At 40.6% G+C, this 12,639-nt stretch carries 12 protein-coding genes; 5 read left to right on the top strand and 7 right to left on the bottom strand.

Annotated features, from left to right (window positions below):
* Positions 1-89: 89 nt before the first annotated feature.
* On the top strand, positions 90-962 hold the full coding sequence (locus tag DUL71_RS16365; RefSeq protein ID WP_114939100.1) for an alpha/beta fold hydrolase: 873 nt from the start codon (positions 90-92) through the stop codon (positions 960-962).
* 80 nt (positions 963-1,042) lie between these two features.
* Positions 1,043-1,441, top strand: a complete 399-nt coding sequence (locus DUL71_RS16360; protein WP_114939099.1) for a nucleoside deaminase — start codon at positions 1,043-1,045, stop codon at positions 1,439-1,441.
* Positions 1,442-1,451: 10 nt separating this feature from the next.
* Here DUL71_RS16360 and DUL71_RS16355 read toward each other — a convergent pair whose 3' ends face one another.
* Both DUL71_RS16355 and DUL71_RS16350 read right to left on the bottom strand, forming a co-directional pair.
* Positions 1,452-2,375, bottom strand: a complete 924-nt coding sequence (locus tag DUL71_RS16355) for a S1C family serine protease (protein ID WP_114939098.1) — start codon at positions 2,373-2,375, stop codon at positions 1,452-1,454.
* 229 nt (positions 2,376-2,604) lie between these two features.
* Positions 2,605-3,789 carry an alginate lyase family protein gene (locus DUL71_RS16350; protein ID WP_161964450.1) on the bottom strand — a complete coding sequence of 395 codons (1,185 nt, stop codon included), beginning with the start codon at positions 3,787-3,789 and terminating at the stop codon, positions 2,605-2,607.
* 392 nt (positions 3,790-4,181) lie between these two features.
* On the opposite strand from DUL71_RS16350, the gene DUL71_RS16345 reads away from it, so the two are divergent.
* On the top strand, positions 4,182-4,370 hold the full coding sequence (locus DUL71_RS16345; RefSeq protein ID WP_114939096.1) for a hypothetical protein: 189 nt from the start codon (positions 4,182-4,184) through the stop codon (positions 4,368-4,370).
* Between the two features lie 77 nt (positions 4,371-4,447).
* Here DUL71_RS16345 and DUL71_RS16340 read toward each other — a convergent pair whose 3' ends face one another.
* Genes DUL71_RS16340 through DUL71_RS16320 form a run of 5 tightly spaced genes read right to left on the bottom strand, consistent with a single transcriptional unit; the run spans position 4,448 to position 10,204 of the window.
* Entirely contained in the window at positions 4,448-6,454 is a 2,007-nt protein-coding gene (locus DUL71_RS16340) for a KGGVGR-motif variant AAA ATPase (protein ID WP_114939095.1), read from the bottom strand.
* 9 nt (positions 6,455-6,463) lie between these two features.
* Entirely contained in the window at positions 6,464-7,126 is a 663-nt protein-coding gene (locus DUL71_RS16335) for a toll/interleukin-1 receptor domain-containing protein (protein WP_114939094.1), read from the bottom strand.
* 31 nt (positions 7,127-7,157) lie between these two features.
* Positions 7,158-8,432 (bottom strand): toll/interleukin-1 receptor domain-containing protein, encoded by a 1,275-nt coding sequence (locus DUL71_RS16330; RefSeq protein ID WP_114939093.1) that lies wholly within the window; start codon positions 8,430-8,432, stop codon positions 7,158-7,160.
* 52 nt (positions 8,433-8,484) lie between these two features.
* Positions 8,485-9,033, bottom strand: coding sequence for a hypothetical protein (locus DUL71_RS16325; RefSeq protein WP_154402411.1), 549 nt, complete (start codon positions 9,031-9,033; stop codon positions 8,485-8,487).
* A 10-nt stretch (positions 9,034-9,043) separates the two neighbouring features.
* Positions 9,044-10,204 (bottom strand): patatin-like phospholipase family protein, encoded by a 1,161-nt coding sequence (locus DUL71_RS16320; RefSeq protein WP_114939091.1) that lies wholly within the window; start codon positions 10,202-10,204, stop codon positions 9,044-9,046.
* A 395-nt stretch (positions 10,205-10,599) separates the two neighbouring features.
* On the opposite strand from DUL71_RS16320, the gene DUL71_RS16315 reads away from it, so the two are divergent.
* Entirely contained in the window at positions 10,600-11,172 is a 573-nt protein-coding gene (locus DUL71_RS16315; RefSeq protein ID WP_114939090.1) for an RNA polymerase sigma-70 factor, read from the top strand.
* Between the two features lie 78 nt (positions 11,173-11,250).
* Positions 11,251-12,405: a FecR family protein gene (locus DUL71_RS16310; protein ID WP_114939089.1), complete on the top strand. Its 1,155-nt coding sequence runs from the start codon at positions 11,251-11,253 to the stop codon at positions 12,403-12,405.
* The last annotated feature ends 234 nt before the right edge of the window (positions 12,406-12,639 follow it).

Below are 12,639 nucleotides of genomic sequence, written 5' to 3'. Positions count from 1 at the left end.
AAGGAATAGGAAATATTTTTTTATCTATATAAATTACCGAACGTTCGGTAAAATGAATCAAAATCAAACGAATACTAAAATTAAACATCATGAAAAATCAAACACAACATCACTTCATTAAGATCAATGGCGTGAACATTTTCTATCGCGAAGCCGGCCCAAAAGACGCACCTGTATTGGTATTACTGCACGGCTATCCAAGCTCATCGCACATGTACCGGAACCTGATCAATGATCTGTCTGACAAATACCACTTGATCGCGCCCGATTATCCCGGTTATGGCAGAAGCGAGCAGCCCCCAATTGCAGAGTTTGCTTATACTTTTGAAAACTTTGCCGCAATTGTTACCGAACTGCTGAGCCAGCTCCAGATCAGTAAATACAGCTTATACCTTATGGATTACGGTGCACCGGTTGGCTGGCGTATCGCCTCGGCTAATCCCGAACGTGTGGATACCCTCATTGTTCAAAATGGTTGTGCTTATGACGAAGGCCTGGAAACATTCTGGGACCCGATCAAAGCTTACTGGAAAGACCATAACGATAAAACAGCAGAAGCCACACTAAGGACTTTTCATGACGCTAACGGCCTGAAATGGCAATACACCCACGGCGAACCTGATACCAGTCTGATTAGCCCTGATAACTGGGAGATAGACCTACGTCACTTGGAAAGGCCCGAAAATGACCAGATCCAACTCGACTTGTTCTATGATTACCGCACCAATGTTGATTTATACCCTAAATGGCAGGAGTACCTGCGCACACAAAACCCCGAAATGTTGATCGTATACGGCAAAAACGATTATATATTCCCGGTAGCCGGCGCGGAGGCTTTCAAAAAAGATGTTAAAAATCTGGAATACCATTTATATGATGCAGGCCACTTCGCCCTGGAAAGTCATGGCAAAGAAATAGCCGAAATCATCAGGCAGTTCCTGGATAAAAAGACAGGCAAGTAAAAACTAATCCTGAAAAAAATAAAGCCTGCCATAAAAAATTGCTATGGCAGGCTTTATTTTTGACCACATATTTTATACTTATGAATGATCATGAACCATACATGCAACGCTGCCTTCAATTAGCAGAACAAGCCGCTGCCGAAGGCGAAAGCCCTGTAGGCTGCGTTATTGTTAAAGACGGCGTAATCATCGGCGAAGCTTTTGAACAGAGCCGTAAGCTAAAAGATATTACCCGCCATGCCGAAACATTAGCCGTTTTAAACGCTGTTAAAGATCACGGCAGTTGCGAAGGGGCCATTCTTTATTCGAACGTTGAGCCCTGTATCCTTTGTTCATACGTGATCAGGCATCACAAAATTAAGCAGGTAGTTTTCACCAATGCCTGCGGCGAATTAGGCGGAACCGGTCCCCGTTTTCCAATTTTAACTGCCGATGTAAAATCATGGGCAATGGCCCCTGAGGTTATTCAATATCCCTGATAATTTCCCATCAATTCTTTTGCACCGGTGTTATCCTGAACTCGGTTTTATAGTTGCTCCGAAGGATGCCGATGTATTGAAATTGCCCTATCTTATCTTCAGTAAGCATTTTAAACAGATTGTCCGACGTTTCGACGGGTTGGCTGTTGAATGAATAGATAATATCTCCACTCAGGATACCTGCTTTATCAGCAGGGCTTCCCGCGGCAACTTCTGAAACAAACAACGCCTGTTTATTTGATACCTCATGAATTGCACGGAGTTTGGGTACAAGATCAATCTGCTGCATAACCACGCCCAGGTAAGCCCTTTTCACCTTGCCAAACCTGATAAGCTGATTGGCGATATCCTTGGCCGTGTTAATGCTGATAGCAAAACAGATCCCCTGAGCGCCTCTGATCACCGCTGTATTTACACCTACTACCTCACCATCTCCGTTTACTAATGGTCCGCCGGAATTTCCGGGGTTTAACGCGGCATCCGTCTGGATCATGCTGTCCATCAACCTACCACCCTGACCTTCCAGCGTTCTCCCCAGGGCGCTAACCACACCTGCCGTTACCGTATGCTGAAATCCTAATGGATTGCCGATAGCAATCACCAGCTGGCCGATCTGCAATTGATCGGCATCGCCAAATTTTACCGGGGTAAACTCGGCTCCATTAATCTTGAGAATGGCTAAATCCGTGTCCTGGTCTTCGCCAATAAGTTCTGCCGGGTGAGTTGTACCGTCATGCATTTTTACGGTAATCTTTTTGGCGCTATGTATCACATGGCTGTTGGTAAAAAGATACCCGTCCGAAGAAAATAAGAAGCCCGATCCCGTTCCGGTAGCCTGCTCCTTTCCGTTTACATTACTGAAAATTTCAATTTTTACAACCGCTGTCTTTACCTTGTCGACAGCGTTAATAATTGTAGCTGAATAGCTATCCATAATAATCCTTTCAAAAAGCCCGCCTCAAATTGCATTCCCTCTTTAAAAAGGTTATCAATAGTCGTTCGTTTTACGTCCTTTTGTCTGTTTACTGCTCAGCATCTGGTTATTATGGCAGTTTACCATTTAATAGAATGGAGCTATTGGCGAAAAACAAAACCGCCCGGTTATGGCTGATGCCATTAACCGGGGCGGCTTGTAAAATATAATTAATTAGGATAGTGCTTTGTTAAAAAGTAGTTGGCACGTTGTTATGGGTGTAGTTTGTCCAGCAAAGGAAACCGATATCGCCGTTAGGCAAACCATTGCTGTCGCATACGTAATTGCTGGCAATATAACTGGTTTCGGTAGTACCATAATGACGGTTAGCTACCTCTATACCCGGCCAGATTGGATTGTTAACATTACCATTAGGTGAGCATGGTGGTGATACGGTGCCGTGCATCAGCTTATACTGGTAATTAAACCCGGTTAACAAACGGCTGCTGCTGGCCGAATAGATAGACAAATCGCCCTGGATCCCCGCAATATTGGCTGCATAGCTTAAACCGGTAAGAGAGTACTGGTAATGCACATAATCGTTATGGGAGCCGCAGATCTCACCATTCATGGAGCCGTCAGAAGCAATTACATTTGGCAAAACGGTTTTTACCGCGGTAATACCGTTCTGATATACAGTCTGGCTGTCTTCAAAGATACCGATAGCCATTTTAGCATAACCTGCAGATACATTCCAGTTGTTGTTGAAGTTAGGCACGTTATTGATGTAATTATCTTTCATGTTGTTCAGAAAGTTTACAAACTGGGTGTTTTCGGCAGTGGTCCAGCCGCCGCCAACGCCGCTGGCCGGGATGTAATATTTGATGATTTCGGCAGCTGCAGCAAAAGTAGGTGCGGCCCATGAAGCCTCAAGTGAAGCCTGGTTAGGCTGCGAGCCGGTTACGCTAAAGTTTTGGAAGCTATTGGCCCACCCATCAAGAATTTGTTTTACCGTTGTGGCGTAAGCTGCGGTGCCGGTTTTAGCCCAACGCAGGGCAAGGGCATAGCTTAGCAAGGCATCACCTTTAAAGGCAATTTCGTCAGGAGTGGTAACGCCGCCCGCTACCTGTACCGTGGCTTTATAGGCACCACTTGGGCTGTGGTTATTGCAATAGTTAAGCACAAACTGATAAGCGGCCAACCGGTTAGCATCATTTGAATTGGCCTGTTGGGCAACATAATCAAGGGTTTGCTGTGTGTTCAGGATACCCGGATGGATAAAGCCGGTGGCCTGGGTTTTTAACATAGGTTTAACAGCGGCATCATCTTGCGTTGCAGGCGAAACCTGTTTTTTGGTGCAATAGGTAAAAAATAAGGCCACGAAAAGTGCCAGGCCCAATAGGGTTGCAAAGGTAGTTTTTGGTTTGTTGTTCATAAATTGGCTTTTTAGTTTACAATTGTTTACCCGGTACGGAGCCATAAAACAAGCCGTTTACGGGCTGTCGGGTCCGGCTTTTTTCTGCTTAGCATTCGGTCTTATTGTTGTATCTGGCGATACCGGATAATTGGTTTGATAAAAGCAAATCTATTGTAAACTATTGATTAAAAGCAAGATATAAAACTTTCGATACGCTTTGTCCACAAAGGTACTTTTTGTTGATGGTGCCGTTTTAACAGAAAAAAAACTTATTTTTTTTTTGCATGATACGGTTTATGCACGTAATAAACAGGCAGTTGAGGCTGATAGACGGTCGTAATAGCCGACGAAAAGCTATTGTATTTTCCTTTGAGAGATCGTAGCCGGTTGCTTCGATTTTAAAAAAGGTAATGCCATTACTGAAAAAGGTACCGCCGACCGGGTTGCCTCTGGACGCCATTTTATTGCCAATCCTTGATTTGGTTTACCGTTTTCAGAACCGCTACGAATTAAAGGCCTATGACCGCGATAATTTATACGGAGGTGACGCCCGTTGTTATATCGACTATCCTGTTTACGAGGAGAGGCTTAGCGCATAACTCCTTATTAAATAACAAAGGCCGCTGGTTGAAGCGGCCAAGAGATTTAATGCAATCAAGACGAGTATGATTGGGCTTTATTTAGGCGTTCTTGTAAAAGTAATGTATGCGGCTAAAGTAAAAGGGTTACCGCCGGCATGACCAATTCTGTCTAATGTTATCTTGTAATTATATTTACTATCGGAAAACACACAAGGCGAGCCGGAAGAGATATTATATGGTTTGGAAGCGGTGCAAACTGCCGAACCAATCATGTCGCAAACCTCAATTTTTACAATCTTTCCGTTTTTGTCGATATCTCTAACTATTACTTTATAGTTTTCAAATTGAAGATAAAATCCTTCTTTTGCCCATCCCCAAGAAGAATAGGCATCCTTCACCACGTCCTTATTACTCGCTATTGATTGATTTACTTCTACAGCCTTTTGAAGTTCTTGCGTTGGACTTTCCGCTGTTTTAAGTATTGGATCTTGATCGATGATTTCTTGCTTTTTTATTTCATAATTAACCGAATCCCTTTTTAAATTTAATTGTATGGTTTTATCTTTAGTCCTACTGATAGAATCCTTTAGATTGTTGATTTTCTTATCGAAAGTATCTATTTGAGCTGCTCTATTTTGCGTGGCTTTTGATATATTTTTATCAATGTTTTTCAAGATGTTGGTAGATGAGCTTATAATTTGTTGATTTTTTTTGATCTGAATGCAAAGGTTGTTTAAGGAATCTTTTAAACGCGCTATGTTTGAGTCATCGTATTTGTTTTCGTAGTTTGCCAGTTTACATATTGCAGAATATTTTGAATTGCCGTTATAACTATTTATAAGTGTCAAAGAGTCTAAAAATAATCTGTTGTATTGTTTTGCCTGTCTTTTATCGACATAAAACATCCAAAAGGAAAAAGTTGCTGCTATGAGCGTTGCAACCAGTAGTACAGTTAGGACACGTTTTGTGATTTTTTCCTTTTTTTGTTCCGCTTCTTTAGTTAATAATGTTTCACTGGTTTCATTTAAAGCTATCTTTAACTTTTCTTTTTCTTTTTCAATTATGCTTAATTTCGCCCGCAAATCATTTGGCGGAAAAGCTTGTTCTCCTTTAGCGACCTTAATATAATTATCCCTGCTGCCGTTTAGGCTTTCTATCATTGTAAAGTTATTCGCAAGAATTGCGGTTACAGTTTCAATGACAAATCCGATGCTTCCAGGTTCCGTCGTTCCCTCTTCCAATACAGCTATTTTTTCACCATAGGCATATTTTGCTTTATAGGGAATTTTTATTTGTTCAATCAGCTGGCTTATTGAAAATAGATAGTTTTTCGTTTCCTGGGAATATGGTAGCCAAGGTATTACTGGTGTTAATTCATCATCAATAATCTGAAGCCATTCTTGTTTGCTAACAGGATCTAAATCGTCAAAGCGTGTCGGAATAAAAAGCTGTGTTAATCCTTGCCGCGTATAAGGAATATCGAAATGCTTTTTCAAGGATCTTTTGGCAACATTAGTCACTCCTTTTAAGCTCTGTTCGTTTGGAGTGAATAATAATATCAAGATGTCCGGCATCTGTATTGTACATACTCCTCCACTTTCGGTAAGCCCGGTTCTGCTGTCAATTAAGATATAGTCATAGTGATCAAAAACCCAATAGGTTCTGATTTGTTCAAGAAAAAAACCACCATCTTTGGTGTCATAAAAATCAGAATAACTAAATCTTCTAACTTTATCAATATAGTCATCGCTTTTTTGCCCTGAAGTGATAAGCTTTAGTTCGCCGGAAGCGTCAATTCTGTGGGTGAGATCGATCTGATACTCTTCCCAATTGATGTCTTTATATGTGAATTTTTCGTCCTCAGCCCGGCTGAGTAAAATATCTATTACGCCTTTTTTTTTCTTTATTCTTTCTAATTCTATCTCCTCCTTTTTCCTGTCGTAAAAAAAATGTTCGAGGCCCGGCGCTTCAAGGTCCCAATCCACAATTAATACCTTTTTTCCCCATTTTGCTAATAATACAGCAATATTAGCCATGGACATAGACCTTCCAACTCCGCCCTTGTAGGAGTAAAAGGTAATCACTTTACCTATATTTGGCATATGAGTATTTTAGAGTTGAATTCCTCGGCTCAATAGGGTTCTGTCGAGCGTTAATTTATTGTAAATGTTAACGTTATCTTTTACTTCAGTCCACCATTTCTCAGATAGCCATTTATCTTCCCAGGCAGGAGGTTCATTAATGACTTCTCCTATTGTGGCAGCAACGGATTGAATTTTTTCTTGAAATTCAAGATATTCTGGGCTCCTGATAAACAAATCTGGATTTCTGTCATATTTGATATAATTAGGTATTTCCAAATCGCTAATCAAAGGATGTTGAAGATTAGTTTTTTGATAAAGAATTGGAAAGATAAATGTGTTTTGAAGCTTCCCGGCCGATGTTTCACGCCTAAGTTTCATAAAACAAAATTCTCTTAAACACCATTCGGAATCATATAAATATGGGTTCGATAGAATAACCACCATACATTTTGACTTTGCCAAATTTTCCCTGAGCTCGCGTTCATATTGATCTCCAATTTTTATTTCATTTACATCAAGAAAATATGTTGGCGCCTTCCCAATTTCAGCAGTTAAATTGTGGAGGAGTGGAATCAAAAACACCTTTGTTATCCAGTCCTGTCTTATTAAAAGTGAATATTTCTCCATATCACTATAACCGAACTTGTAATCTCTTTTGTAAGAAATAAAAATATCGTATTTGTATTCCATAGTATTTGAATCAATCCAATTACAGAAAATGTTAGTAGTTTTTGAATGCTTTTAAAACCAGTTGCTTATCCCCTTCACTTGCTTCCATTTTATCTAAAACCAACTTTGCTTGTTTATAGGTCGATTCATGTGATTTGATTTCAGTCGGAGCCATATCTACCGCTTGCTGATACATCTCACCAGCTTCTTTGAATTGTTTTTTTATTAAAAAAGCCTCGGCAACAGTAGCTGTCTGCCAGTAATCTCCCGGTACAACCTTGCTGCCTACTATTTCTTGAATCTTATCTGCAATTTCAGTTGCCTTATCAAATTCACCCAGAAATATACTTTTTGAAGCTGCGTTAATGCCGGTATAGTAATCGTCTGGCGATCTTTCAAAAGCTTGTAAATAATAATTACGAGACTGCTGTAAATCAGTTATATCTTTTGATAAATTATACTTATCCATCCAGGTTCGGCCATATATACCTAATGTTTCCGGATCAAGGTTATTCAAAGCGTAAAGCAAGCCCAATATGTCCATAGCGTCATCAAGGTCATCGCCTTTTCCTCTGCGCGCTAACGCCAGTGCTTTTAGTTGCTTGGGTCTTATAGCTTTTGAAAAGTCTTTTTCAATCTTTTCGAGCATATCGATTGCTTCATCCTCTTTACCTAATTTTATCAACCCTTCGGCTGCTTTGCACGAGAGCGAGGCTGTAGTTTTCCACGGTAGACCGCTCTCATTAAATAGTTGGATTAATTTTTCGGGTCTTTTGTTTCTTATGGCGGCAGTGATTTTTGCAGAAGCTATTCCCGATTCTTCATCTTGCTCCCAGGCAAAATGCACCGCTTCATCACTTAAAGGTTTTTTTAACAGCGCATGAACAAGTCGCAGAAGATCTCCTCCGTTAGGGCCATCCGGATACTCGGTGAAATCTAAAAATAGTTTGGTATTGGCAAAAACAGGAAGTGATGCTCTATCTATTTTTATGGGCACAAAGCAAAAACTTTTGTCATTCGTTGCCATGGATATCATCACGTCATATTCGTTTCTTACCCATTCAGAATCCTTAGCCGAATTAGACCAGATTAAAATACCTGCTTGACTTTGCTGCAACCCGTCTTCCAAAGTCCTGGCCAAAGAATCCCCTGGTTTTAAAACATATTGATCAAGAAAAACCTTAAAGCCAAGTTCAGTTAATATATCATACAAATTCAGTACCCAGCCACGATTAACAGACCGGTACGAAAGAAATACGTGCCATGATTTTTTTCCATCCAAAACTGGTGGGACGGGGGCGTGTTTTAACCACTCTTGAGGAATCATTTTTTTTAATTTAATAGTTAACAGTAATCTCTAATTTCAATTTTGTCAGCCTTCATATCTCATCAATCCTAATCACTTCCACATCCGCATTCATTTCCCGGGCCTTTTCAACCATGTGTTGGGTACCTCCTTTATCGTCACCTCCCTGTCCGTCCCATAAAGCAATAAGGTTCATATTTTCACCACTATTTTTTAAGGCATCATTCAGCATCCATAAGTTGGCCTGCTCCCATATGGTTAAATTATTATCTTCATTTGCTGCCAATACCAGGGATGGCAAGGCTTGTAGCAAATGATCAAACCGTTCATCCCAGGCTTGCCCTGCAAATGATACTGATGCCTTTTTAAATTCGGCAGGGGGGAGTGCCAGGTATACTGTTGAGGGTATACCAAGTTCAATACATAATTCATGAAAAATGATATCGCCCCCGCAGGCACCACCAGCTATGCCCATAAAATTTGCATTGGCATTATTGATGGCTTCCGATATTTTGTTTTTTATTTTTATCCGGACATTGTGCTCTTTATATGCCGGGAACCTTTCTTTTGGGCGACCGGCTTTGTCAATCATATGTCCCGTAAATAGAATGTAATGCGTCATTTAAATCGGTTTACTCTTCTAAAAAGGGGCCGAAGTGTGTCTTGACAGATACTTGCTTTTGCCCCACCGTTTTTCCTATTGCTTTTAATGTACCAATATTTTTTACCGAATCCATTTGCCGGATATTGTCTGAATCAATGTCGCCAAATCCCAAATCAGTCAACCCCTGTGTACTCAAATCGGCATTGTAACGCATATATCTGAAATGGCAGTTTGTATCGGTAGTATCATCAATAATGTTTCCGGCGCTATCCATTGGTATCATATCATGTAATTCTCTGTCTACAGGAGCACCAAAAACACAGCGGCCAACCGTGCGGCAATTGATATCCTGATCAACCTGCATGGCATACATTAAGTTGCCCGGCAATTCTTTTAAGGTATCTAACAGGTTACTATAAATCCCTTCTGTTGGCGCCGAGCCTGTACCAACTGATACGATCATCAGTTTATCTTCGCCGGTTTCCCAGTTTAATCTATAGGCGGGCTGAGTTGCCATTCTGTATAACAAAAATGCAGGGTTATTGTAAGGTGTTACGCCACCGTCTACAAATACAAATGTTTTATCAGGATTTTTAGGGTCCCATTGGAGAGTTTCCGGCCTGAAGTAAGCCGGGGCCGCGGTGCTTGCCCGCACCAATTGATAAAGAGGTATTTTTAAATTACAGTCAGGTCTGGACCGGTCATTGTATTTTGCAAAAGGATTGTTACTGATAGGCCATGGCGAATCGGTAGATCTGTTCATGGTTACTACAAGTAATAACGTTTTAAACGCTTCATTTTCCAGGCCTATATCATGCGAACCAAAAGTTTGCTTAAGTTGATCAAGCAGAGGGCCATCGTTGTAAAAATATTTTACTTTATTTAAAAGAAAGGCTTTATCAAACATGGCCTCGCCTTTGTCTTCATAAAACTTCATCAATTGATTTACAGACATACCAAGAGATAAGCCTGCTGCAATTATTGCACCAGTACTTGTCCCGCCTATGTAGTCAAAATAATCCGACAAACGGAAGGTGTCATCCTTTTTTAATTCTGTTTTTAATTGCTGTTCCATTTCGGCCAAAATGCCCAACGTAAGTACACCGCGGATGCCGCCGCCATCTAAGGCAAGTATCTTGCGCTTTTTATTTGTTCCGTACCTGTTTTGAAGATGTCCCCAGTTTGCCATAACAAGTTGTTTAGGTTAATTTTTTTAATAAAATCAATGATATATTAATCTAATATGTAATATATTTAAGAGCAGTGTGTGTTAATTAGGTTTGTTTATAATTATCTAATTTATAAATACTTATGTTTTATTTTGTTCTAAGTTACTTAGGCGGATTGGAAAATTCAATAGGTGTTTTCACGGTATTTAATATTTCTTGATTTGGGTAAAATGAGAATAGTATCTTAAGAATAGTATTAAAAAAAGAGGCTTCAATTATCCTTTGAATACGTAATGGGTAATAGCAGTAGAAGTGCTCGCCGGGAGCCTTCTTTAATCCCCATTAACATAAATGTTTTTAATTGCTTACCGCATTTAACAGTAAGGTAATATCGCTATATTTACTTTGCACTGAAATGGCGGCGTTACAATCCCTTACCGATCCCGAACTGATTTCCTTACTAAAAGAAGGCCGGGAAGACGCTTTTACCGAAATTTATCTGAGATATTGGAAGCTTTTGTACAATAATGCTAATAGTGTACTCGGTAATGAGGAACTGGCCAAAGATATTGTTCAAAACGTTTTTATCAGCATCTGGCAGCGACGTACCGACGTGGAGATCCAGAATTTAAAGGCTTACCTTCAACAGGCCGTACGTTTCGCGGTGTTTAAATCAATCAGAGAGCAAAAAGTAAATGATGCCTTTTACGAACGACTTGCCCAGGTTACCGTAGAGATCATTCATGATAATCCCCTATTGTATAAAGAGCAGCAAGCGCTATTAAACAGGCTGATCAATACCCTGCCATTGGATTGCAGGGAGGCTTACCATTTGAGCCGGGAAGAAAATTTAACCTACAAACAGATTGCCTTTCAGCTAGGCATCTCCGAAAAAACAGTAGAAAAACGGTTATCTAAATCTTTAAACCACATCCGCAATGGTTTAACTGTGAGCACCTGCGTAGCTGTTATCATGCACTGCGTTTAGCAGATTCAATCTTTTTTCAAAAAAAACATTTTTACCGTAGGGTGTCCACCTGTTTTTGGTACTTAAGATCAAAGCAGCATGGAAAAGCCCATTTTTTTTGAACTCATAGATAAATATATAGCAGGGAAAGCAACAGCCCAGGAGCAGTCCTTGTTAGAAGAATATTATGAAAGGTTATCGGAGGGTGCCTCATCATCTCTCACTTCCGAACAAGAACAGGCCTTGCAACAATTGATGCTGCAGAATATCAGGTTGAAGATGAATGAGGAGATTTCTGGAACCCCGGTTAGGCATATTTCCTATTTTACACGATACATCGCAGCGGCCGCGGTAATCCTGGTAGTATTAAGCATCGGGACCTACTTTTATTTAAAGCCCTCCAGACCGACTGCTGCACAGTTAAGTGCAGTTAAAAGCGATGTTGCTCCCGGCGATAGTAAGGCTATACTTACTCTTTCAAACGGCAGCCAAATCACGCTTAACAATGCACAAAACGGCAACCTGGCACAACAAGGAGCTACAACAGTGCATAAGGCGGGTAACGGGCTCATTTCTTACCTGATGGGTGATAACATCAATCAGCAAACCGAAACCGGTGATAAAACTCCTGAATATAATACCATTACAACGCCACGCGGCGGCGAATACAAAGTCATCCTGCCGGACGGAACCCAGGTATGGCTTAACGCTGCTTCATCTATCCGTTTCCCTGTCGTTTTTTCGGGTAACCAACGAAATGTGGAAACTACCGGCGAGGTTTATTTTGAAGTTACCAAGGATAAACATAAACCGTTTACAGTTACTACTGGCAAGCAAACCATTACTGTTTTGGGTACCCATTTTAACGTGATGGCCTATCCCGAAGAAGCCCATATTGTAACCACGTTGCTTGAAGGATCGGTGGAAATTACCGATGGAACCAACACTAAATTTTTAAGGCCACATCAGCAGGCTATATCCGGTGAGGATATTATTGTTACAGATGCTAATGAAGATGAAGCTGTAAACTGGAAAAATGGGATAACCTCTTTTTCAGATGCCGATATCAAAACCATTATGCGCATGGTATCCAGATGGTACGATGTGGATGTAGAATACCAGGGGCAGCCCTCAGGTCGGTTGTTTACCGGGTCTATCTCCAGGAAATCAAACCTGTCCGAACTGTTAAGAATATTAACCCTTACCCATATCCGCTTTACGTTGGAAGGTAAGCGGCTTATCGTAAAACAATAGCTAAACTAATCTTTAACCACTAATGAATTGATATGGAGAAATAAAAAACCTTCAGGGAACTCATAAAAAAGCCGGAAGTGCTGGAACACTGCCGGCGGATGCTGGGTTCACCTCTCGCCGAAGCGAAAAAAAATCTTGTGACAGACATTTATGTATTAAACCCAAACAAAACAAAAGTATGAATTTTTATACGCACCCATGTCTTCTGCGTGATAATCGAAGACAATTAGTCAA

It is taken from the genome of Mucilaginibacter endophyticus, assembly GCF_003351025.1.
In the GTDB taxonomy this organism is placed as follows: Bacteria; Bacteroidota; Bacteroidia; order Sphingobacteriales; family Sphingobacteriaceae; genus Mucilaginibacter; species Mucilaginibacter endophyticus.
Note: the sequence above shows the minus strand (reverse complement) of the source record. Positions and strands in the feature narration are given on the sequence as shown.